General features: G+C 64.7%; 22 protein-coding genes. 4 read left to right on the forward strand and 18 right to left on the reverse strand.

The window, feature by feature from the left end; genetic code table 11:
* The first annotated feature begins 36 nt into the window (after window positions 1-36).
* Window positions 37-1,728 carry a DUF222 domain-containing protein gene (locus AAFP05_RS07420; RefSeq protein WP_341729222.1) on the forward strand — a complete coding sequence of 564 codons (1,692 nt, stop codon included), beginning with the start codon at window positions 37-39 and terminating at the stop codon, window positions 1,726-1,728.
* A 1-nt stretch (window position 1,729) separates the two neighbouring features.
* On the opposite strand, the gene AAFP05_RS07425 is transcribed toward AAFP05_RS07420, so the two are convergent.
* Entirely contained in the window at window positions 1,730-3,622 is a 1,893-nt protein-coding gene (locus tag AAFP05_RS07425; RefSeq protein WP_341729223.1) for a glycosyltransferase, read from the reverse strand.
* 162 nt (window positions 3,623-3,784) lie between these two features.
* Here AAFP05_RS07425 and AAFP05_RS07430 point away from each other — a divergent pair, with 162 nt between their 5' ends.
* Entirely contained in the window at window positions 3,785-4,048 is a 264-nt protein-coding gene (locus tag AAFP05_RS07430; RefSeq protein ID WP_341729224.1) for a type II toxin-antitoxin system Phd/YefM family antitoxin, read from the forward strand.
* Window positions 4,049-4,066: 18 nt separating this feature from the next.
* On the opposite strand, the gene AAFP05_RS07435 is transcribed toward AAFP05_RS07430, so the two are convergent.
* The 17 genes from AAFP05_RS07435 to AAFP05_RS07515 all read right to left on the reverse strand — a co-directional run bounded on the left by AAFP05_RS07435 (window position 4,067) and on the right by AAFP05_RS07515 (window position 19,950).
* On the reverse strand, window positions 4,067-4,825 hold the full coding sequence (locus AAFP05_RS07435; protein WP_341729225.1) for a lysophospholipid acyltransferase family protein: 759 nt from the start codon (window positions 4,823-4,825) through the stop codon (window positions 4,067-4,069).
* Window positions 4,818-5,594, reverse strand: coding sequence for an SDR family NAD(P)-dependent oxidoreductase (locus AAFP05_RS07440; RefSeq protein WP_341729226.1), 777 nt, complete (start codon window positions 5,592-5,594; stop codon window positions 4,818-4,820). The genes AAFP05_RS07435 and AAFP05_RS07440 overlap by 8 nt, the downstream gene beginning before the upstream one ends.
* Window positions 5,595-5,665: 71 nt before the next feature.
* Window positions 5,666-6,856, reverse strand: coding sequence for an acetate kinase (locus AAFP05_RS07445; RefSeq protein ID WP_341729227.1), 1,191 nt, complete (start codon window positions 6,854-6,856; stop codon window positions 5,666-5,668).
* A gap of 87 nt (window positions 6,857-6,943) precedes the next feature.
* Entirely contained in the window at window positions 6,944-8,098 is a 1,155-nt protein-coding gene (locus AAFP05_RS07450; RefSeq protein WP_341729228.1) for a heparan-alpha-glucosaminide N-acetyltransferase domain-containing protein, read from the reverse strand.
* Between the two features lie 35 nt (window positions 8,099-8,133).
* Window positions 8,134-10,194 carry a phosphate acetyltransferase gene (pta, locus tag AAFP05_RS07455; RefSeq protein WP_341729229.1) on the reverse strand — a complete coding sequence of 687 codons (2,061 nt, stop codon included), beginning with the start codon at window positions 10,192-10,194 and terminating at the stop codon, window positions 8,134-8,136.
* Between the two features lie 59 nt (window positions 10,195-10,253).
* Window positions 10,254-12,800 (reverse strand): PEP/pyruvate-binding domain-containing protein, encoded by a 2,547-nt coding sequence (locus tag AAFP05_RS07460; protein ID WP_341729230.1) that lies wholly within the window; start codon window positions 12,798-12,800, stop codon window positions 10,254-10,256.
* 4 nt (window positions 12,801-12,804) lie between these two features.
* A complete protein-coding gene (locus AAFP05_RS07465) occupies window positions 12,805-13,149 on the reverse strand; it encodes a HepT-like ribonuclease domain-containing protein (protein WP_341729231.1) in 345 nt (114 codons plus the stop codon).
* Window positions 13,146-13,607: a helix-turn-helix domain-containing protein gene (locus AAFP05_RS07470; RefSeq protein WP_341729232.1), complete on the reverse strand. Its 462-nt coding sequence runs from the start codon at window positions 13,605-13,607 to the stop codon at window positions 13,146-13,148. The genes AAFP05_RS07465 and AAFP05_RS07470 overlap by 4 nt, the downstream gene beginning before the upstream one ends.
* A 45-nt stretch (window positions 13,608-13,652) precedes the next feature.
* Entirely contained in the window at window positions 13,653-14,825 is a 1,173-nt protein-coding gene (locus AAFP05_RS07475; RefSeq protein ID WP_341729233.1) for a 3-phosphoglycerate dehydrogenase family protein, read from the reverse strand.
* A 16-nt stretch (window positions 14,826-14,841) separates the two neighbouring features.
* On the reverse strand, window positions 14,842-15,924 hold the full coding sequence (gene serC / locus AAFP05_RS07480; protein WP_341729234.1) for a 3-phosphoserine/phosphohydroxythreonine transaminase: 1,083 nt from the start codon (window positions 15,922-15,924) through the stop codon (window positions 14,842-14,844).
* 151 nt (window positions 15,925-16,075) lie between these two features.
* Window positions 16,076-16,522 carry a 50S ribosomal protein L9 gene (rplI, locus tag AAFP05_RS07485; protein WP_341729235.1) on the reverse strand — a complete coding sequence of 149 codons (447 nt, stop codon included), beginning with the start codon at window positions 16,520-16,522 and terminating at the stop codon, window positions 16,076-16,078.
* 17 nt (window positions 16,523-16,539) lie between these two features.
* Window positions 16,540-16,779, reverse strand: a complete 240-nt coding sequence (gene rpsR, locus AAFP05_RS07490; protein ID WP_341729236.1) for a 30S ribosomal protein S18 — start codon at window positions 16,777-16,779, stop codon at window positions 16,540-16,542.
* A gap of 101 nt (window positions 16,780-16,880) precedes the next feature.
* Entirely contained in the window at window positions 16,881-17,456 is a 576-nt protein-coding gene (locus AAFP05_RS07495; protein ID WP_341729237.1) for a single-stranded DNA-binding protein, read from the reverse strand.
* A 119-nt stretch (window positions 17,457-17,575) separates the two neighbouring features.
* Entirely contained in the window at window positions 17,576-17,866 is a 291-nt protein-coding gene (gene rpsF / locus AAFP05_RS07500) for a 30S ribosomal protein S6 (RefSeq protein WP_341729238.1), read from the reverse strand.
* A 135-nt stretch (window positions 17,867-18,001) separates the two neighbouring features.
* Complete coding sequence (locus AAFP05_RS07505) at window positions 18,002-18,400, reverse strand: rhodanese-like domain-containing protein (protein ID WP_341729239.1); 399 nt, start codon at window positions 18,398-18,400, stop codon at window positions 18,002-18,004.
* Between the two features lie 101 nt (window positions 18,401-18,501).
* On the reverse strand, window positions 18,502-19,092 hold the full coding sequence (locus tag AAFP05_RS07510) for a LysE/ArgO family amino acid transporter (protein ID WP_341729240.1): 591 nt from the start codon (window positions 19,090-19,092) through the stop codon (window positions 18,502-18,504).
* Between the two features lie 63 nt (window positions 19,093-19,155).
* Entirely contained in the window at window positions 19,156-19,950 is a 795-nt protein-coding gene (locus tag AAFP05_RS07515) for a deoxyribonuclease IV (RefSeq protein ID WP_341729241.1), read from the reverse strand.
* A 72-nt stretch (window positions 19,951-20,022) separates the two neighbouring features.
* On the opposite strand from AAFP05_RS07515, the gene AAFP05_RS07520 reads away from it, so the two are divergent.
* Together AAFP05_RS07520 and AAFP05_RS07525 are read left to right on the forward strand one after the other, a co-directional pair.
* Window positions 20,023-20,673, forward strand: a complete 651-nt coding sequence (locus AAFP05_RS07520; RefSeq protein ID WP_341729242.1) for a hypothetical protein — start codon at window positions 20,023-20,025, stop codon at window positions 20,671-20,673.
* Window positions 20,670-21,677, forward strand: coding sequence for a hypothetical protein (locus AAFP05_RS07525; RefSeq protein ID WP_341729243.1), 1,008 nt, complete (start codon window positions 20,670-20,672; stop codon window positions 21,675-21,677). Before AAFP05_RS07520 ends, AAFP05_RS07525 begins: the two co-directional genes overlap by 4 nt.
* Window position 21,678: the final 1 nt, after the last annotated feature.

A 21,678-nucleotide genomic window follows, 5' to 3' on the forward strand; every position in this document is an offset into this window, starting at 1 on the left:
TTGTATTCGAACTGGCATTCGACTACACTTTGGGCTATGGAAGCCCCCGTCTGCGACCCGAGACTGCTGGTCAAACCACCGACCAGTGGTGACGCGCTGGCCGCGTTGGATGACGCACAGCGGGAGATCGTGGCTGGGGAGGTCGCTCAGCTGGTCGCGATCACTCACATCGCAGACCTGTGGAAGATCGATGAGACCGTCATCGCCGACGGCATGGAGCGGCTGATTCGGCCGGGTCATGATGGCACGCCGAAGGTGGGGGAGTTCGTGGCGCTGGAGGTCGGCGCGTTGCTGGGCATCTCCCCGTCGTCGGCGCTGTCGCGGATCGGTGAGGCCTTGGATTTGCGGACGCGGCATCCGAGGCTGTGGCAGTCGGTGATCGCCGGCAGGATCCGGGTGTGGCAGGCGGCGAAGATCAGTCGCGAGTGTGTGCATCTGCCGTTGGAGACCGTGCAGTCAGTGGACGAGGCGATGGCTGCCGGGATCGGTTTGTTGTCGTTCTCCCGCTTGATGAAAGCCCTGGAGGGTCAGATCGTTGCTGCCGATACTGATCTCGCGCGGGAACGAGAGCGAGCGCGGCGGGAGGCCCGCCAGATTCGGGTGTCGAAGATCCGGGATGGCAGCGTGTCGATCTTCGGGATTGTGGATCCGGTTGATGGGATCAACTTCGATCGGTTGTTGATCGAGGTCGCTTCTGCTTTGCCGATTGAGCCGGATACTGCGACGTGCCGTGATCTTGATCGGCGTCGTGGGGTCGCATTCGGCATGTTCGTGCGTGACGCGTATTCGAGGGCTCATGAGCAAGAACCGATCGCTGAGTTGCGTTACGACGAACTCGTGCCCTTGCCGCCAGGATGGCTTGTCGGTTTGACCGCGGACGATGGGGCTCACAATGCGGATGGACTTTGCTGGGTGGGTGCGGACGGGCCGGTACCCATGAGCCGGCCGCCAGGGCTGCTGGAACGAGTCAGAGCGGCCCGAGCGTTACGACAACCCAAGATGACCGGCGCAATGAGCGACGACCTCCACGAGTTGGATCCTTTGGACGCGCTGGGGTACGACATCCCGATCGTGGAGCCCGCGGGCTGCCTGAAAGTGCTGGCAGCCCGGGTACCGCTGGCCGACAGCGGCCCGTTGCTGTATGACACACCCGTCGCCGAGGATCTGGCGGGAATCGCGGGCGCGTCGGCGCCGCTCGTCCAGACCCTGGTGGTGCATATCAGCGCCGAGGATCCCGCGCTGAGTGCTCCTGGATGCGCGCCTGGACGGACCGGTGTTGCCCGAGTCGAAGGGTGGGGGCCGCTGCTCACCGAGCGGCTTCCCGACTTCCTTGCGGGTTCAAAAGTGATCGTGAGGCCGGTCATTGATCTCGCGGATATGCGTCCGGTGGATTGCTACGAGACTCCGGCCAAGATGCGGTTCGCCATCGAGCAGCGTAACCCGGTCGATGTCTTCCCTTACGGCACCACCGCGGCGAGCCGCTGTGACATGGATCACACCATCCCGTACGTCTGTGGTCAGGCCGGCCAGGCAGGTCAAACCAGTCTCACCAATCTTGGCCCGCTGTCCCGCAAAGCTCACCGTGCCAAGACGCATGGCAAGTGGACGCTGGAGCAACCCATCCCGGGCGTCTACCATTGGACCTCACCCCACGGCTACCAGTACCGGGTCACCGCCGCCGGAACCACAAGGGTGCTGGTACCCGAGACAGCCGAGACTCAGCGTTGAACTACTTGGCGTCCGGCAAGGCCCGCGGATCGAGCTTGCGCATCCCGAAGCAATCCTTCAGCCCGCGCAGGGCATTCTTTGCCTCATGCATACCGCCGCGCAATGGCGACAGCGCCACGATGCCCGCCGTCAAGACAAGCGGCTTCAGTTTGACTAGCAGGTTCGTCCCGTAGCGCAGGTGTACCACGAACAAGTTGCGGTACATGAAGTAGCCCTTCCAGCTGGCCAGGTCATTCTGCTGGACGAAGTCGAAGTGCCGGCGCATCAGCGCGTCGCGTACCGCGTAGGCATCGTAACCGGCCCGCTGAGCCCGGATCACGTAGTCGCAGTCATCGTAGAAGATGAAGTAGCTGGGATCGGGAAAGCCGATCTCGCTGACCACCTCACGGTGCACCATGAAGCCCTCGAAGGCGGCGTTCTCGATATGCACCCTGGCCGGCATCGATGCCCGATCGGTAAAGACGTCCTCGACCATCGCGGTCTTGGGCAGCAGCTTCAGCGGGTTGGTCAGATCGAAGCGGATCGCAGCCTTCTCGACCAGGTTGCCGTGCCGGTCCTCCCGGACGCAGGCCAGCACCTTGCCGCCGTCTGCCAACAACGCCTGCAACGCCCACGGCGCCGGACGCACATCATCGTCCATCAACCAGATGCGGTCGAAGCCCGCCTCGTAGGCAGCCTTCAGACCGCGGTAGAAGCCGCCGGAACCGCCGATGTTTTCGCCCACGTGGTCGACGACCAGCGGCAACTCGACATGCGCCTCCAGCACCCGGGCAGTGGGCTCGTCCCCGGAATTGTCGACGACGAAGATCGCGTCCACCGGACGAGTCTGAGCCGCCAGCGCAGCCAGCAGCCTGTCGAGCAACTCGGCCCGCTTATAGGTGACGATGACCACCGCCACCTGTTCGTCGGCCGGAGCCGGACCGGGTGCGGGCGCGGCCGACTCAACGCCGACGGCGGGCGCGCCGGGTGCCGCAGCGAGGAATCTGCGATGCCCGGTGAAATCTCCCCGCAGCCCGGCGCCGATGGCCTGGGCCGACAGCAGAATCCGGTGCAAGCTCGGCTTCACGAACGAGTAGAACCATGCCGTCTTCGCCCAGAATGCCGCTGCATGCAGCAGCCCGTGGTGGGCCATCAGATTCACCGTGTTGTTGCGGGCCATGCAGTAATGCTTGAGATCGCTCGGCGAATGGTTGTAGGTGGTCAGCCCGAACATCATCTCGGTGCCCAGGTCATCGGTCGCCGGATGCAGGAAATGCGCGTCCACAATGGTCGCCACCCGGGCCCCCGCCTCGCGGGCCCGCCACAGGTATTCGACGTCATCGCCCCAGATGAAGAAGTCGGCGCGCACGGTGCCGATCCGGTCGACCAGTTCACGGGTGACCAGCACGCCGTTGAACGGGATGACGACATCAGCGACGATGCCGTCGATCTGGGCGTCCTGCAGATCATCGAGAGTGCGCAGCACGGTGGCCGTTCCGGGCAGCCTGATCGGGAAGCAGAGCTCATCGGGACGCTGCTCGGCCAGCACCGCAGGGCCCCAGAAGTCATATCGGCCGCGATAGGCCAGCAGTTGATCGAGGCATTCCGGAGTCGGTAGGCCATCGTCGTCCATCATCCAAGCCAGCTCGGCGCCGATGTCGTAGGCCCACTGCAGACCGGCCTGGAAGCCGCCCGCGCCCCCGGCGTTGGTGGGCAGCGTCCGGAATTGCACCTTCGGCTCGGACGAGGCTACCGAAGCCAGCCATTCACCGGTGCCGTCGGTCGAGGCGTTGTCGACCACCAGGATGGTGTCCAGCGTGCCCAGGCTGCACAGCCGGGACACCAGCCGCTGCAGCAGTCCCAGGCGGTTGAAGGTCACGACAACTGCGGCCACGCCGGGGTTGCAATCGCTCATTCGTCGAGCCTACCGGGCGCCGCTTCGGATTGTCCGCTGCCCCGCCTGTGGTGGGGCTCGACGGCCGCTGTGGTGATTCGGTACCGTCCTGCGCCGCGCGCAGGCGAGCGCCAAGAGCGCGTACGTATTGTACACAGGTGGCACTGTGTATATAATGGCCTCATGGTGACTCTGACGGGTGAAGTTACGACGCGAGAGCTGCGTAGCCGGCTCTCGGATGTGCTTGGCCGGGCAATGTACGCGGGCGAACGCATCGGGGTGACGAGGAACGGCAAGCTGGCGGCCGTCGTGATTAGTGTCACCGATCTGGAGGTGCTCGAAGAACTCGAGATGGCTCACGACGTGGCCGCCTACCGCGAGGCAAAGGCTACCGATGACGGAACGCGCGTGACGCTTGATCAGCTTCGTGCGGATCTCGACTCGTGAGTTATCTCGTCGAGCGGTCTACTCGTCGTCCTTCTTGGGCTTGGGCGGCGCCTTGTCGAGGGCGGCACGATGCAGCATCTCGGCCTGGGTGGGCATGCCGTAGGCGATCGCGGTCGAGTCGTGCATCTCGATGACCTTGCGTCGCATCCGCTCGTTGAACTCGTGCGCGATCTCTCCTGGACGCGGGCGCATCGGCAAGCCGAAGACCACGTGGACGTCTGGGCGCCCCGACCGCCAGCGCTTCTCCTTGGCGGGCCAGGCCGCAGCCGATCCGATGACCGCCGCCGGAACCACCTGACAGTTGAACGAGATCGCCAAAGCCGCCACGCCGGGGGTGAACGGGCCCATGCCGCCGGTACGCGAGCGGGTGCCCTCGGGGAAGATGAAGAGCGGGACCCCCTCGCTGAGCAACTGCTTCGACATGCCCCGGTAGTCGCGGGTGGCTCCGCGATTCACCGGGAAAGCGTTCATGAACATCTCGATCGCGATGGTGCTCGCACGAGTGGTGAAGAACGTGTCGGCGGCCGCGCCGGTCGCCAGGCGCCTGCTCAACCGAGTGGGCAGCGCACCCATCACCAGGGGCCCGTCGAAATGGGACGCATGGTTGGCGATCGCGATGAACGGCTCTTCGACTCCGTCCAGGTTCTCCTCACCGTGCACGTGCACGCTCAGCACACCCCAAACGGCCGGCTTCATCAGCAATTGCTGGGCCGTGGTGCTGGCCGCTATCTGTAGCGGATTGGTGAACCGCTTCTTACCACCGCCGAGCTTAGCCATCAGACCTCCTCGACTTGGTGATCCTGCTGGAAACGGCGCGGGACAACGCCTGGGGACAGTGCTCGAGGAACCATACCGCGGCGCGCCACTTGCGGGTGGGGACGGCTATCGTCTTGCCTGCGGCGGCCGCGTCCAGCGCGCACCTGGCCACCTCGGACGCATCCACCCACGCCCAGCCGGGCAATCTCGGACGAGCCACTCCGGCGCGCTCGTGCAGTTCGGTCTTCACCCAGCCCGGGCAGACCGCGGTGGCTTGCACCCCGGTGCCATCGAGTTCAAGCGCCAGCGCCTGGGTGAAGGTGAGCACCCAGCGTTTGATGGCCGAGTAGTTGCCCTTGATGATCCACGCCGACACCGACGAGACATTCACGATGATGCCCTGGCCGCGGGCCTTCATGGCACGTCCTGCGGCCCCGCTCAGAATCAGCACCGCGGTACACATGACATCCATCGCGCGCTCTTGGATCGCGACATCTTCGGCCAGCAACGAGGCGTTGAGTCCGAAACCGGCGTTGTTCACCAGGACGTCTACCGGGCGGGCGGCATCGCTCAGCCGGTCGATGATGGGGTCAAGATCATCGCGGACGGCCAGATCGGCACGCAGGGTCTCGACCTCTCGTCCGAAACGGTCGCGCAATTCGATAGCGACCTCGTCCAGCCGGGACGCGTCGCGAGCCACCAGGACGAGGTCGTACCCGCGTTCGGCAAGCTCGGTCGCGAAGGCTTTTCCGATGCCCGAGGTGCCCCCCGTGACCAATGCTGTCGCCATGTTCTCCAATCTAGCGGGCTGCGCCGTCCAGCAGAATGGGCGACGCAGCCATCGGTGAGTGCGGGTGCGGGTCAGCCGAGTAGCTCGGCGGCCTGGCGAGCCATCGAGAGTTCCTCATTGGTCGGAACCACCAGCACGGACACGGCGGAGTCGGGTGCCGAGATGACGCGGGCTTCTTTGCTGCGCGCGGCATTGGCTTCTTCGTCCAATCTGACGCCCAGCCCTGCCAATCGGGCGCAAACCTCGGAGCGTACCAACGCGGCGTTCTCGCCCACGCCTGCGGTGAAGGTCAGTGCGTCGAGTCCACCCAGCAGGGCGGCGTAGCCGCCGATGTAGAAGACGAGACGGTGCACGTAGACGTCCATGCCGATTCTGGCCTGCTCATTGCCGGCGTTGATCGCGGCCTCGACGTCGCGCATGTCGGTGTGGCCGGTGAGCCCCAGCATGCCGGACCGCTTGTTGAGCTCATCGTCGATCTCTGCGGAGGTGAGACCGAGTTCACGGCTCAGGTAGCCGACGATGCCGGGATCGATATCGCCGGAGCGGGTGCCCATCACCAGCCCGGCGAGCGGGGTGAGTCCCATCGAAGTCTCGATGGCGTGTCCGGAATCGACTGCCGATACCGACGCGCCATTGCCCAGGTGGCAGACGATCTGCTTAAGATCGCCGTGTCCGAGCAGCTTCGAGACCTGGCCGCTGACGAAGCGATGCGAGGTGCCGTGGAATCCGTACTTGCGGATCCGGGTGCGCTTGGCCAGATCGACGTCCATCGCGTAGGTGAAGGCCTCTGCTGGCAGCCGGGCGAAGAATGCGGTGTCGAAGATGGCGACATGCGGCACATCGGGCAGCAGCTTGCGGGCGGCCTCGATGCCGGAGATCCCCGCAGGATTGTGCAATGGGGCGAGCGGTGAGAGTTCGCGCAGGGTCTCGACGACGTCGTCGGTGACCAGTGTGGGATCGGCGAACTTGTCGCCGCCGTGCACGGCGCGGTGCGCTACGGCAAAGGTGGACGCCAGCTCGGGCCCATACTCGCCGAAGAGCTTAAAAACGGTGGCCAGTGCGGTCTCGTGGTCGTCGAGAACCTGGTCGACGTGGTACTCGCCAGCGTCGGTGGTCAGCACTTCGTGGTCGACTGTGCCTGTCGTACCGGTCGCGATACGCTGCACGATGCCCTTGGCAAGCAACTCTTCGCTTTCGGCGTCGATCATCTGGTATTTGATCGAGCTTGATCCACAGTTGAGGACGAGGATCGGCTTGGACATGATAGTGGGAGCCCCCTTGCTGAGACGTGCAACGCGATCTCACTTTACAGCCCGCACGCCGCGGGCGCCTCGCTGATCGGAAGCGTGCTACAAACGCACGTGGATGTTGAGCTTCTCCATGACATAGGCCAGGACGAAGCACGCCAAGACACCGAGCGCGGGAAACAGGGCTCCGGCGAAGACCTCCCCGAATCGCTCCACGACGATGGGCTCCCAGTACGGCCAAATCCAGACGTCGCGGGCGCGTCCGATGATGGTCTCGGAGAATGCGTAGACCACGATCGCATGCCCACCGAGCACCACCAGTGGACGCAGCGGGCCGCCCTTGCTCTTCGGGGGAATGATCAAGGCCAGCACCACGAGCTCCAGCACGGCGATGCCGCCGGTCACCAGGACGAAGCTCGGCGTCCACAGGTATTTGTTGAACGGTATGACGGTGCCGAGCATGATGCCGAGCACCAGCGTGCAGGCACCGAGGATGGCAAGCCAGCCGATCCGGCGCAACCCGGTCATCGCGCGCGAGATCGAGCCGGCGAGATAGCCGATGTAGACCGAGCTGGCGGCCTGGATCCAGCCGTGCGGATTCTCCGGATTGGGGCCGATGCCCAGCACGCCGTCGAACCAGTCGGCCAGATTGGCACCCTCGTCGAATGAGCCGGCCGGCAGCCCCTGCGGCGAGAACCACAGCCAGGCCGCCGTGATGCCGAGGAAGAAGACCCCCATGATCGTCCAGTGCGCGTAATTGGGCAGTCGGGTGACCAGCCAGACGAGCAGGTAGGCGATGGCGGTCATCTGCAGGATGCCCGCGGGGTAGATGTCCATCGGCACCATGAACTTATAGGAGACCAGCACGCAGCCCAGCATGAACAGCTTGAAGGTGCGTCCCAGAGCGCTGCGCCAGCTGGTGCGAGTGGCGTAGGGCATCGCGGTACCCATGGCCACCAGGAATGCCGGGAAGACGGTGTCGGCCAGCGTGAGGCCGTCCCATTCGCTGTGCCCGAACGCTGCCGGCAGGTACCAGTTACCCGCCCAGTTGACGAAGACCATCAACCCGATGGTGAATCCGCGCATCGCGTCCAGAGCGTAGAAACGCGGCGGCTTGGCTCCCGCCACCGCTTGAACGTCGGTGGCGGGAGCAGCAGGCTCGGGCGGCGGCGCGGCCTCGGCGCGGGCCGGGTGAAACGCGACCGTGGCCTCGTCGTTCATCGCCTGGCCAAAGAAGGCCGTGGGTTCGTCGGACACGTGCGCCATTCTGTCACTTGGACGTGACAGGCGGATCAGATCCCAGTCTGCGCCTGGATCGCGGTGATCGCGACGGTGTTGACGATGTCCGCCACCAGCGCACCGCGCGAGAGGTCGTTGACCGGCTTGTTCAGGCCTTGCAGCACCGGGCCGATGGCAATCGCACCGGAGGTGCGCTGCACGGCCTTGTAGGTGTTGTTGCCGGTGTTCAGATCGGGGAAGATGAAGACCGTTGCCTGGCCCGCCACCTGCGAGCCGGGCATCTTCGACCTGCCGACCGCCGGGTCCATCGCGGCGTCGAACTGGATCGGGCCGTCCACCGCGAAATCCGGGTTGGTCTGCTTGACCAGCTCGGTGGCGGTGGCCACCGCGTCCACGTCCTCGCCGGAGCCGGAGGTTCCGGTGGAGTAGGACAGCATCGCGACCCGCGGCTCGATGTCGAATGCCTTGGCGGTCGCTGCCGTGCTGATCGCGATGGTGGCCAGCTGCTCGGGGTTCGGGTTCGGATTGACCGCGCAATCGGCGAAGACCAGCACCTGCTCGGGCATGCACATCAGGAACGAACCCGAAACGACCTTGACGCCCGGCTTGGTCTTGATGAACTCGAGTGCCGGACGAATGGTGTTCGCGGTGGTGTGGGTGGCACCCGAAACCATGCCGTCTGCCATGCCCAGGTGGACCATCATGGTGCCGAAGTAGGACGGGTCGGTCATCTTCTCGCGAGCCTGCTCGATGGTGACGCCCTTCTTGGCGCGCAGCTCGGCGTAGCTGGCGGCGAACTGTTCGGCCAGCGCGGGATCGTGCATCGATTGAATCCGGACCCCGGTGATGTCGAGGCCCAGCGCGATCGCGTCGGCGCGCACCTTGGTCTCCTCGCCGAGCAACACCAGATTGGCGACGCCGCGGCGCAGCAGGATCGCGGTCGCCTCGAGGATGCGCGGGTCTTCCGCCTCGGGCAGCACGATGGTCTTCTTGTCGCTGCGAGCCTTCTGCATGATCTGGTATTCGAACATACGAGGCGTGCGCAGGGCGGCAGGTTGCACATTGAGGGCGCTCAGCAGGGCGTCCTCGTCCACATTCTCGTGGAAGATCCGCAGTGCCTCGGCATGCTTGCGCGGTGAGCTCATCACCGAACCCTTGAGATCGTGCAGCTTGGACGCGGTCCAGAACGTGCCGCGCTGCACCATGCCGATCGGCACCTGAACCGTCATGCTCTGGAGCAGTTCGCGGATCGAATCGGGCACCGGATATCCGCCGGTCAGGAAGATCGCCGAGAGATTCGGGAAACTCGGCGAGCTGTGCGCGGCCAGCAGCCCGGGCAGCAGATCGGTACGATCGGAGGCCGTGACGATCGAGCACTCGGGCTCGAGACGCGTCAGCACATTCGGCAGGGTCATGCCGGCCACCACGGTGGCGAGCGATTCACGATCGAGAGCCGATTCGTCGCCCATCAAGAACCTGGCACCGAGTGCATCGAACTGGGCCCGCACGCTCGGAGCCTTGAGCAGTCGGTTCTCCGGCATAGCCGCGGAGAAGCCCACGCCGAGGGTCGTCAATTCTGCGCGGACCTGATCGATGGCCTCGGGGTCGACGCGATTCGCGATCACGCCGATGACCTGATTGTGCAGGTCTTTGAACTGCCTGGCGGCATGCTCCACCGATGCCGTGACCTCTTCGGGGCTGCGCTCGCGTCCGGTCACCACCAGCAGGACCGGAGCGTTCAGATTCGCCGCCACACGGGCGTTGAAGGCCAGTTCGGTCGGCGATGCGGCACCGACGTAGTCGCTGCCGACGATCACCACGGTGTCGAAGCGGTCTTGCAGGGCGCCATACTTCGAGATGATCTCGCTCAGGGCGGCCTCGGGATCGTCCAAGGCGGCTTCGGTGGACACACCGATGGTTTCGTCGTAGGTCTGGTCGATGCCGGAATGAGCCAGCAGGGCTTTGGCAACTTCGTCGTTGTCACCGCGGACCATCGGACGAAAGACGCCGACCGAATTCATCTGCCGCGAGAGAGCCTCAATGAGACACAGGGCGATGGCGCTCTTGCCACCTAACCCATCGGGGGATGTAACGTACACGCTTTTGTTGGTCACGTAATGAACATACGACGATTCGATGACCACTTGCGGGCGGTTGCATGATTCTGCGGCGCTCAGCAGCAGATGATCCGCTGCGATGCGATATCGGAGTACAACACGAGGTCGTCGAATCGGGCCACATGCAGCACATCCGATAGGCCCGCCAGATCAGCGACCAGGTCCGCCAGCCGGTTGGGCCGGTCGGTGACCAGTTCGGGCAAGAACGCGACGTCGGGACGCTGATCGAAGATCGCGACATAGAAGATGCCCGATTCGACCAGGTCCTGGAAGAAATGGCTGCCCTGGCTGAGTTCGGGCAGGAATCCGCCGGCCGGATAGGTGAATTCCACCATGGCTGCCGCGTTGCTGATCTCGGTGAAGTGCACCGGAATGCCCAGCGACGGAGAGGTGGTGCCCCAGCGTCCGGGAGCCATGATCATGAAAGAATCCGCCTTGAGTACCTTGTTCAGCACACCCATGCCCCGCGCCACCGCATAGCGAGCCTGTTGGCCCAGCGCAAGGTATGCGTCCGGACGAACCATCACCACATGACTGATCGGCAGGCGCACATTGCCGCCCATGAAATTGCCGCTGGATTCGAAGAGCATGTGTTGCGGATCGACCTCGGTGGGCATGGCCACCGCCTGCCCCAGGCCGCGGGTCTGCAGCGGGCGGCATTGCAGCAGATTGATGCGGGGCTCGCCGTGCTCGTTGATGTTGACGGTGTATTCGATGTCGACCGGGTAGTCGTAGGCCTGGGACAGCGTGGCCAACATCTCGCGCATCAGCGGTGCGAAATCGGTGTCGTGGATCAGACCGCGGAAATCGAGCACCTTCGGGAGCTGCTTGATCTGCCGGTTGTTCTCGCGCAGCCGCCGCAGGGTCTGATGGTCGGTCGAGACGAAAAGATCCCAGTCGGCCCTGATGTCCAGCTCGCGGATTTCGGCGAGCGGCTTGGTCAGCTGCCGGTTCTCGTCCAGACTCATCACGTCGACATAGCGCTGGGTGTTGCGGGCGGCGTCGGTTGCGTCGATCTCGCGGGTCGGGTCGTCGAGGGTGATGAGTTTGGCGTGGTCGGCCAGCGTTCGATCGACGGCCCTGGTGCCCAGGCCGAGCACCAGGCGCAGCATGCCGGCGTCCGGGTCGATGTCGGGATCCCAGACATAGAGATTCGACGAGTTGCCCACCCCGGCGGCATGCGGGAAGAAGAGCCCCTCGTGGTGATCGCCGCTGACCCGCTGCACCAAGATGGCCATCTGCTCGTCCGAGCCGTCCAGACCGCGATTGCGGCGGTACTCGAGGGCTTCGCTGCTCATCGCGGACGCGTACACGGTGCGCACCGCGTCCTCCAGCGCGTGCAGTCGCTCTTCGGGGGTGCCCTGGTTGGCGCAGAAGACCGACTCGTACTTGCCCGCGAAGGCGTTGCCGAAGTTGTCCTCCAGCAGCGAGCTGGAGCGGGCGATGATCGGTGACTGGCCGAAATACTCGAGCATCGAAAGAAACTGCTCGCGTACCACGGGCGGGAATCGTCCGGTCGCGAGTTTGCGGTTGAGCGACTTACCGGCGGTGAAGTAGCCGTCGTGGCTCTTCTGCTCGACCCACAGCTTCCACCAGCCGTTGGCGATGATGTAGGTGTAGAAGAGGTCGCTGCCCAGGAAATAGGAGTCGTTCTGCTCCATCCGCCGGGTGAAACGTGCCTCCGGATCGTGGTCGAGGATGGCGTTGGCCACGATCATTCCCACCGACTTGCCGCCGATATAGCCGGTACCGATCTCGCGCATGGCCACGGTCAGCAGATCGGCCAGCGTCGCGTACTGCCGGCAGAGTTCGACGACGCGACCTTCGCGTCCGATGAACATGTCGATGAGTTCGTCGGCGGCCGCCCGTTGCAGCGTGTCATCGAGCGAATCGAGGGCGGCCCAGCCTTGCTGGACGACCCGATGCCAGTGGTCGGGAGGATCGATCCGGTGCGAGGCAGCCGCAAAGAGCCGGGCGGTGGCCTCGCTGGAGGTGATCGGGCTGGCCTCGTCCCCGTTGAGCAGGTGCGGGAAGAACATCGTCGGCGAATGCCGTAGCCAGACCTTCAACGGGTGGACGTAGGTCTCGCCGCCGATGAGGTACACGTCGAGCAGCAGCTGGGTGGTATCGCGGATCATGGCCAGTGTCGCAAAGGTGTGCTCGCGGCGGATGAGCCCGAAATAGGCGACCGTGTCGAGGTCGAAGAGGTAGGGGCAGGTGACCTTGAAGAAGTTGCCGACGGCCAGGTCGCTTCGCCAGGTGAAGAGCAGCGAGGTCAACAGATCGAAGACGTAGAAGGCCCCGAATCCGGTTTCGGTGATGGTCGTGTGCACGGCGGAGGCGAGGCTCTCGAAGCCCAGCGATGCATCCAGTTTGACCACTTCGACGCCGTCGAGGTCGTCAAGCAGCGAGGCATGGTTGCCGAAACGGAAGTAGACCAAGCGGCGGCCTTCTTCGCGGGCGCGCCTGGCGAACGGCTGAATCAGGGCCCGGTACTGGGAGAGACTGTCGACCTGCCACACGACGTTGTCGCCGAGCCGCAGGCCGTCGAAGATGCGATCGAGCCCTGTGATGCCCGTGCTGGCCCGGTTGTAGCTCTCCATGCGCTCAGACTAACCGGTGCACGAGTTGCTGGACGAGGGCTGGGACTCGGACGCTCAGCGCTTGCCACATCAGATCGTCATTCACCTTGTCATAGTGGTGCGCGACCAGATTGCGCATGCGGTTGATACCCGTCCAATCCACCCCTGGATGCTGTGCTTTGAAATCCTCAGGCAGCTTCTCCGAAACGGTGGCGACTTTGATCAGGATCCGCTCGCCCGCATTGCGCAGGATTCTTGCGTCCATGGTGTCGGCGAGATAGGCATCGCGCCCCTTCGCGACGATGTAGGCCGCCTGCGCGCTGATCTGCAACAGATCGCGGAGCCGCCGACTGGTCTGGTCATCACTCACAGCGGGACAGCCTGCGTCAATGCGCTCTCAACAACAGCGCCTGAGCTCGAGGTCGAGACGATGTCCACCGGGACCGTGAGCAAATCCGAGAGCCGCTCTTCGAGGGTCAACAAGTCGATGATGTCCGCACCTGCCGGAAACTCCACGAGCAGATCGACGTCTGAATCGGGACGATCATTTCCGCGTGCCACCGAGCCGAAGAGACGAGGATTGGTGCCACCGGCCTGATGGATCTCATCTCTCACATGCTCTCTCAGTGCCTGAAGGATCTGAGAAGGACGAACAATCAGCGCGCCGTCGAGGGCCTCACGGGTGGCTGGGGTCGGCCGCCTGGTACCCCGTTCGATCGCCGCGATCAGCGGCTGTTTCACTCCTGAAGACTCCGCAAGCTCGCGCTGGGTGAGCCCGGCAGCATTCCGCCGGACCCTCAGCCGATCTCCAAAGTGCCTGCCTACCATGCCTCAATGATAGCGCTGGTGTTATCACGCGTGGCGTTGCCGATGTCACCCTTCGATGACGCGAACCCGCAGTACCCCTTCGACCGCTTCCATGCTGCGGCGCAGCCCGTCGGTGACCGGCCCGCGGACGTCGATCATCGTCCAGGCCAGCTCGCCGCGCGATTTGTTGAGCAGGTTGGTGATGTTGATCCCGGCCTCGCCGAGCAGTGCGGAGATCTCGGCCACCATATTCGGGACGTTGACATTCGCCACGACGATGCGGCTGGTTTCCGGTTCCCGCGCGATCACCGCATCGGGGAAGTTCACCGAATTGGTGATATTGCCGTTCTCCAGGAAATCGCGCAGCTCGTTGACCGCCATCACTGCGCTGTTCTCCTCTGCCTCGGCGGTGGAGGCGCCCAGATGCGGCAACGCGACGACCTTCGGGTGACCGATCAGACCCGGACTCGGAAAATCGCAGACGTAGCCGCGGATGCTGCCCGCGTCCAGCGCGTCGATCATGGCCTGAGAATCGACGATGCCGGCCCGAGCGAAGTTCAGCACCAGCGCCCGCTGCTTCATCAAGGCCAGCCGTCCCGCGTTGACAAGGCCCGTCGTCGCATCGATCAGCGGTACGTGCACGGTGAGCACGTCGGCCTTCTTGAAGACCTCCTCGATCGACGCGGCCCGGGTCACATGCGAACTGAGCTGCCAGGCGTGCCGGATGGTGATCGCCGGATCGAAGCCGAGCACCTTCATGCCCAGCGCCAATGCCGCATTGGCGACCTGGACGCCGATCTCGCCGAGCCCGATCACGCCCAGCGTTCGCCCGGGCAACTCCCAGCCGACGAATTGCTTCTTGCCGGCCTCGACGGCCGCGTTGATCTGCTCCTCGTCGCCGCTGAGCGTCCGGGAGAAGGCGGCGGCCGCAACGATATTGCGGGCGCCCAGCAGCATCCCGGCGAGCACCAGTTCTTTGACCGCGTTCGCGTTGGAGCCGGGGGTGTTGAAGACCACGACACCGCGTCCGCTGAGCTGATTGACCGGAATGGTGTTGGTGCCTGCGCCGGCCCTGCTGATCGCCAGCACCGAATGCGGGATCTCGACGGAATGCAGATTGGCGGAGCGAACGAGCCAGGCGTCCGCATCTTCGATGGATGAACCGACCTGGTAGCCCTCGGGCAGCTTCGACAGGCCACGTGCGCTGATGGAGTTCAGCGTCTTGATGCGATAGGTCATGGCGATGGTGAACGCATCAGGCGTGAACGCGCTCGAACTCCTTCATGAAGTCGATCAGCGCGTCGACGCCGGCCTGGGGCATCGCGTTGTAGATGGACGCGCGCATGCCGCCCACCGAACGGTGGCCGGCCAGATTGGTCAGGCCTGCCTCCGCCGCCTCGGCGACGAACTGCTTGTTCAGTTCGGAATTCGCCATCAGGAACGGCACGTTCATCCAGCTGCGGGAGTCGTGAGCGACCGGATTCGAATAGAAGCCGGAGGAATCGACGAAGGAGTAGAGGGTCTCGGCCTTGGTGCGGTTGCGCTCTTCCATGCCTTCCAGACCGCCTCGGGCGTCCACCCATTCGAGGATCTTGCCCAGCAGATAGATCGAGAACGTCGGCGGGGTGTTGAGCATCGAGTTGTTCTCGGCCATCAGCCGGTAGTTCCAGATGGACGGGGTATCCGGGCGGGCTCGGTCGAGCAGATCGTCGCGGACGATCACCACGGCCATGCCGGCCGGACCCATGTTCTTCTGGGTGCCGGCGTAGATGACCCCGAACTTCGAGACATCGATCGGGCGCGAGAGGATCGTGGAGCTCAGATCGGCCACCAACGGCACATCGCCGGTCTCGGGAACATAGCCGAACTCGACACCGCCGATGGTCTCGTTGGGGGTGTAGTGCAGATAGGCGGACCCCGGCGTGGGCCGAATGCTGCCCTGCGCAGGAGTGGTGGTGTAGTTGGACGACTTTTCGTCAGCCACGACGGTGGCCTGGACGCCGAACTTCTTGGCCTCCTTGAACGCCTTGGTGCCCCACTGACCGGTCAGCACGAAGTCGACGACGTCGCCGGGCTTCGACAAGTTGAGCGGCACATCGGCGAACTGGCCGAAGGCGCCACCTTGGATGAACAGCACCTTGAAGTCCGGGCCGATGCCCATGATCTGGCGTAGCAGTTCTTCGGTGTGAGCCGCGCAGGCGACGAACTCCTTGCTTCGGTGCGATACTTCCGCAACCGACATGCCGGTGTTCTGCCAGTCGAGCAACTCGGCCTGGGCTTGTTCGAGGACCTCCTGCGGCATCATCGCAGGACCAGCGGAGAAGTTGAAGACGCGCACGAGTCCGATTGTTGCATCCTTTGCGCCGGACCGGCGACCAGTCCCGTGCCCGGACGATGCGGGGCCGGGGACAAGCGAGTCCCTGTCCGGGCTTGACCGGACAGGGACTCGTGTACTTGGGGTTCCGCCAGCAGGTGACGGCACCTCGTGATCAGGCGCTGACGACCTCGACCGGGACGCGCGCGGTGACGGCATCGGTCAGCTTGACCGAGACCAGATGCGAACCGGTGGTCTTGATCGGCTTGGCCGACTTGACGGCGCGCTTGTCGATCGCCGGACCGCCGGCTTTCTTGATCGCTTGGGCCAACTCGTTGGCGCTCACCGCGCCGTAGAGCTTGCCGGAGGCGTCGGTGCGGGCCGGCACCTGCACCTGCAGTCCCTCGAGCTGGACGCGGACCTCTGCAGCATGCGTGTTGTCGCGGATCTGCTTGGCATCGCGGGAACGCTTGATGCCTTCGATCTGCTTGGCGGTGCCACGGTTGTAGGCGATGGCGAGGCCGCGCGGCAGCAGATAGTTGCGTCCGTAGCCGTCCTTGACCTCGACGACATCGCCGGCGATACCGAGGTTGTCGACGCCAGCAGTCAGAATGAGCTTCATATCAACGTCCCTCCTTATCAGCGAGCGTTCGTGGTGTAGGGCAGCAGTGCCAACTCGCGAGCGTTCTTCACGGCGATGGCGACCTTGCGCTGATCCTGCACGCTGAGTCCGGTGACTCGGCGAGCCCGGATCTTGCCGCGCTCGGAGATGAACTTCCGCAGAGTCGCGGTGTCCTTGTAGTCGACGTTGGCGATGCGGACCGCCTTGACGGGGACGATCTTCCTCTTGTTCACAGGCTTGCGCTGTGGACCGGCCATTGTGGTGCTCCTTAGTTCAGACGGGGACGTGCGTCCCCTGAGCCCGGCTGCACGCCGGAATGTGCCTTGTGGTTACTTGAGTTGCCGATCTGACCGGACGATCAGAACGGCGGTTCTTCGCTCTGGGCGCCTGCCCACGGGTCATTCGAGACGCCGCGGTTGGGCGAGGACGATCCACCGGCCTGCCAGCCATCCTGGCCCCCGGGAGCGTTACCGCCCTGGTTGGGACCCGACTGGTTGTTGTAGCCCTGGTGCGGTTGCCCACCTTGCCCACCTTGACCGCCCTGGCCGCCGCCGCCTTGCCAGTTGCCGGACGACGCCCGGGTGACCTTGGCTGTGGCGTACCGAAGCGACGGCCCGACTTCGTCGACATCAACCTCGAAGACCGTGCGGCGGTTGCCTTCACGGTCGTCGTAGCTGCGCGACCGGAGCCGACCAGAAACGATCACTCGCATGCCCTTCGACAGCGATTCGGCGACATTCTCGGCCGCCTGACGCCAGATCGAGCAGTTGAGGAACATGGAATCGCCGTCTTTCCATTCATTGGTCTGACGGTCGAAGGTGCGCGGTGTCGAGGCAACCGTGAAGTTGGCCACGGCCGCGCCCGACGGCGTGAACCGCAGCTCGGGGTCGGCGGTCAGATTGCCGACCAGTGTGATCTGGGTTTCACCTGCCATGAGATTCCTCCGTTACGAGTGTGAAAGCGAGTTGTGCGGCGAGTTCTTCCAGTATTGGCCGGGACCCTGACAAAAATCTGGGGGCAGGGCCGATCTGTGGATGATCTCGGCGGGTTGACTCACTTCTTGTCGGTGCGCATCACCTTGGCGCGCATGATCTGCTCGTCGATGGACATGAGCCGATCCATTTCTTTGACCGCGTCGACAGTGGCCGTGACATTCAGCACGGCGTAGGTGCCTTCGGGCTTCTTGTTGATCTCGTAAGCCATCCGGCGCTTACCCCAGATGTCCTGGCTGTCAACGGTGCCATCGGCTGCGGTGATGACCAACTGATGCTTCTCCAGTAGAGCAGGCACCTGACGCTCGTCGACGTCGGGGTCAATGATGATCATGATCTCGTACTTACGCATACGCGAACTCCACCTCCTTCGGACTAGGCGGCCGCGGGTATCTCCCGTGGCAGGAGGGCGTATTGCTGGTGCCAGGCGCTACGGACGCGTCCGACACGAACGGCAAGTCTACGTGGCCCGGCGTCCAGAGGCGAATCAGCGGGGTGGGCCGGGGATCAGAACCTGCCCGTCACGCACCCAGCCGACCAACCCACCGTCAAGTGAGTAGGCATTGAGCTGCTGGTCGCGCAGCAGGTGGGTAACCGCGGCCGCGTGCGCCGGTGTCGAACTCACTACGATCAGCGCCTTGGCCGCGGTGTCGGGGTCGAGCATGGCCAGTGGATCATTGCCCCAGATCGCCTCCATCGCCGAAGGGTGCAAATCGGTCACCGCCACCAGCTTCGCGCCGGGAATATGGCCGCGCTGGTATTCACTCAGGGTACGAACGTCGACGATCACACCACCTGCGGCAAGCAACCCCAGCGAGTCCGAAACCGAAATCGTCGATTCGTCAGCTGCAGAGTCATGCCTGCCGAAGAGATCGCGGAACCCCATGTCGTATGCCTTCTTCCTTCCGCTGTGCCGGTGTTGTCCATCCATGTTCCCACGCCGCCGGGCGGCAGGCATGGTCACGCCGGCCGGAGTTCACTCGGAGTTCACAAGGTGATCAATCTGATGGCGATGGCCACCATCGCCAGGCCGATGACCAGATCGACGACCCGCCAGACCGACGGCTTGGCCAGCGGACGAGCGAGCGCGCTCGCGCCGAAGCCGAGTGCCGGAAACCAGGTCAGGCTGGCGATGGCGGCGCCGAGTGCGAACCACCAGCGATCGGCGCCGTACTGGTTGGCGATATTGCCCAGCATGATGACGGTGTCGAGGTAGACGTGCGGGTTCAACCAGGTCAGTGCCAGCGTGGTCAGCACCGCCGAACGCGACGAGGAACTCTCGCCCGCTTCGAGCCCCTGCGGGTTCATCGCCGATCGGAAGGACCGGAACGCGAACCAGAGCAGGTAGGCCGCGCCCGCCCATTTGAATACGGCGAGGACGACCGGGTGGGCGTTGATCAGGGCACCCATGCCGAGGGTGCCGGCGACGATGAGGACCAGATCGGAGACGGCGCAGATGGTCACGACGCGTCCGACGTGTTCGCGGCGAATGCCTTGGCGCATCACGAAGGCGTTCTGCGCGCCGATCGCGATGATCAGCGAGAAACCGGTCAGGATTCCGGCGATGGTGGCGGTCATGACTCCTCTTCGCGGGCCGGCAGTTCGGAGGGTCCGGTCTGACCTCGGCGTCCCGTTCTCGTATTACAGCCGCTGATTGAGCCAGGCCATGTCCGCGCACTGATCCTGAACGCTGCCGTGGGTCTCCAGGATCGTCGGGGCGTTCGCCTGCCGCACGATCTCGACCAGCAACTCGGGGTCGATCTGGCCCTGCCCCAGGTGCGCGTGGCGGTCGGCACCCGACCCGGCGGCATCCCGGGAGTCGTTGAGGTGCACCAGATCGATGCGCCCGGTGATCGCCAGCACCCGATCGACGATCCCATCGAGATCCTCGCCCGAGGCGTGCGCATGGCAGCTGTCGAGACAGAATCCCACCTGATCGAAATCGGACGCCGCGCTGATCGCCTCCCACAGCTTGGCGATCGAGTCGAGATAGCGGGCCATCGCGTGCGCGCCGCCGGCGGTGTTCTCGATCAGGACCGGACAGTCCAGCCGCAGCCCGTCGATCGCCTTGAACCAGTTCTCATAGCCCTTCGCCGGATCGTCGTTGGCGGTGACGTGGCCGCCGTGCACGATCACGCCACGCGCCCCGATCTCGGCGGCCATGCTGACATGCTGCTGCAGCAGCTTGCGGCCGGGAATGCGGATCCGGTTGTTCGTGGACGCCACGTTGATCACATAGGGCGCGTGCACATAGATGCCCACGCCGGCGGCCTCGGCCGCCTCGCGCAAGGCCTGCGGTCCGCCCTGATAGCCAAGGCTGGGGGCCTTCCAGCTCTGCGGATCGCCGATCTGGAGCTGCACGATGGGTGCCGGACAGGTGAGGGCCTCGTTGATCGGATCTGACTGATCGACGGTGATGCCGAGTTCGAAGGTCATGGAGCAAGCCTAGGTGGCTTCGCGGGCCGAGCAGATCGGCAGCGTGTCAGTCCCGCGTGCCAGACTGACGACATGGGGGCGTGGACGTGGCTGGGTGCATACCTGAGTGCGCTGGTGGGCACCGTCGGGTGCGGCCTGAGCCTCGATTCTGCCTGCGTCGCGCAACAGGCTGCGGGCTTCGGCTGGTCGGTGCCGGCCGGCATCGCCGTGCTGGGCGGCGTCTCGCTGATGGGTGGCCAATGGGCCCTGCTCGCGATCAACCGGGTCGGACGCTGGCGCGCCCTGTTGACCCTGGCAATCTCCGGGATAGGAACGCTGCTCACCGGCGCCATCGAGGCCCTGCTGGTAGCGGCCTGCGGATGGCTGATGTTGGGGCATTCACCGCGGCTGATGGTCTTACTGCCGAGGGTCCTGATCGCTCTCGCACCGTATTGGCTGGGTTTCCTGGTGGTGCTGCCGTACACCGGGCCCGGAGTGGCGCGCATCTTGAAGGTCTGGCATCTGCTGGTGCTGTGGCAGCTGCTTCGTCCGGTGCTGGACGCCTCGGGCGCGAACGCGCTGTTGGTCGCGGGCATCGCCTGGCTCGCCGCCCAGGCATTCGACGTGGTGGTGGATCGTTCGCCGCTGAGATTGCGCGAGCGGCTCTTCAGGCTCGTCAGCGGCTCGCCGGGATGGACGGGGCGTGACCTGATGGCTTCGGCCGAGATGGAGCAGACCCGATGATCGGCCAGATCGTCGCCATCATCGTGATCGGCTTGGTGATCGCCGGGCTGGTCGCGCCCAACGAGGCATTGACCTGGTGGCGCCGCGGCGAACTGGACGACCGGGCGATCCACTGGCCGAACCTCGACGAGGCGTTCGGACGCCCGGGAGATCAGCCGGACGATGTCGTCCCCACCGTACTTCCCGCTGAGCAGGGGCATTACCTGGTCTACCTGTCCGGAATCGGCATCAGCGGCCCCGACCAGCTGCCGGCGATCGAGGTCCCGATGATTGAGCGGCTCGCCGGGCGCATCGGTGGAACCCAACTCATCTGGCAGATCTATCCCTATTCGGTCGCGAACACCGCGCTCACCCAGGGACGTCGGCTCAGCCGCTTCTGGCAGGCGCTGGCGCGCTGGAAGTTCGAGAAGACCAGGCTGCGCGCGCTCGCATTCCTGATCAACCTGCGCAACGCCTTCCAGATGTTCGTCAGCTCTGACCGGCGCTATGGGCCTGTCTTCAACCTGGCCATCGCCGAGCAGATCGCCGCGGCACTGATCCGCAACGGTTATGCGCCCGAGCATCGACGCCCGGTTACCCTGCTCGGCTGGAGCGGCGGGGCCCAGATCGCTGCGGGCACCGCCTGGTATCTGGCGGCGCTGGGCATGCCGGTACGGGTGATGTCGATGGCGGGCATCATGTCCGCCGATCCGGGCCTCGACCGTGCCGAGCAGATCTGGCATCTGCGCGGCGACACCGACCGCGTGCAAGGCCTCGGCCCGCTGTTCTTCGCGCGGCGTTGGCCAGTCTTCGGATCCTCGCCCTGGAACCGCGCCCGCCGCGATGGACGCCTGCAGATCATCAAAATCGGCCCGCTCAAACATGCCGGCAAGGGCGGATACTTCGCGTCAGGCCCGCTGCTGCCCGATGGCCGCGAGCCGCGTCAGGCGACTGCGGATCAGATCGTCCAGGTGCTGGTGGACGCCGGCCTGGCCACCGACCGTCGGCAAAACAAGATGCTGTGAC

It is taken from the genome of Brooklawnia sp., from assembly GCF_032229645.1.
Classification (GTDB): domain Bacteria; phylum Actinomycetota; class Actinomycetes; order Propionibacteriales; family Propionibacteriaceae; genus Brooklawnia.

Coding starts and splice junctions, on each gene's coding strand:
- AAFP05_RS07420 (WP_341729222.1), top strand. CDS start 37: ATGGAAGCCCCCGTCTGCGACCCGAGACTGCTGGTCAAACCACCGACC.
- AAFP05_RS07425 (WP_341729223.1), bottom strand. CDS start 3,622: ATGAGCGATTGCAACCCCGGCGTGGCCGCAGTTGTCGTGACCTTCAAC.
- AAFP05_RS07430 (WP_341729224.1), top strand. CDS start 3,785: ATGGTGACTCTGACGGGTGAAGTTACGACGCGAGAGCTGCGTAGCCGG.
- AAFP05_RS07435 (WP_341729225.1), bottom strand. CDS start 4,825: ATGGCTAAGCTCGGCGGTGGTAAGAAGCGGTTCACCAATCCGCTACAG.
- AAFP05_RS07440 (WP_341729226.1), bottom strand. CDS start 5,594: ATGGCGACAGCATTGGTCACGGGGGGCACCTCGGGCATCGGAAAAGCC.
- AAFP05_RS07445 (WP_341729227.1), bottom strand. CDS start 6,856: ATGTCCAAGCCGATCCTCGTCCTCAACTGTGGATCAAGCTCGATCAAA.
- AAFP05_RS07460 (WP_341729230.1), bottom strand. CDS start 12,800: ATGGAGAGCTACAACCGGGCCAGCACGGGCATCACAGGGCTCGATCGC.
- AAFP05_RS07470 (WP_341729232.1), bottom strand. CDS start 13,607: ATGGTAGGCAGGCACTTTGGAGATCGGCTGAGGGTCCGGCGGAATGCT.
- AAFP05_RS07475 (WP_341729233.1), bottom strand. CDS start 14,825: ATGACCTATCGCATCAAGACGCTGAACTCCATCAGCGCACGTGGCCTG.
- rplI (WP_341729235.1), bottom strand. CDS start 16,522: ATGAAGCTCATTCTGACTGCTGGCGTCGACAACCTCGGTATCGCCGGC.
- rpsR (WP_341729236.1), bottom strand. CDS start 16,779: ATGGCCGGTCCACAGCGCAAGCCTGTGAACAAGAGGAAGATCGTCCCC.
- AAFP05_RS07495 (WP_341729237.1), bottom strand. CDS start 17,456: ATGGCAGGTGAAACCCAGATCACACTGGTCGGCAATCTGACCGCCGAC.
- rpsF (WP_341729238.1), bottom strand. CDS start 17,866: ATGCGTAAGTACGAGATCATGATCATCATTGACCCCGACGTCGACGAG.
- AAFP05_RS07505 (WP_341729239.1), bottom strand. CDS start 18,400: ATGGGGTTCCGCGATCTCTTCGGCAGGCATGACTCTGCAGCTGACGAA.
- AAFP05_RS07510 (WP_341729240.1), bottom strand. CDS start 19,092: ATGACCGCCACCATCGCCGGAATCCTGACCGGTTTCTCGCTGATCATC.
- AAFP05_RS07515 (WP_341729241.1), bottom strand. CDS start 19,950: ATGACCTTCGAACTCGGCATCACCGTCGATCAGTCAGATCCGATCAAC.
- AAFP05_RS07520 (WP_341729242.1), top strand. CDS start 20,023: ATGGGGGCGTGGACGTGGCTGGGTGCATACCTGAGTGCGCTGGTGGGC.
- AAFP05_RS07525 (WP_341729243.1), top strand. CDS start 20,670: ATGATCGGCCAGATCGTCGCCATCATCGTGATCGGCTTGGTGATCGCC.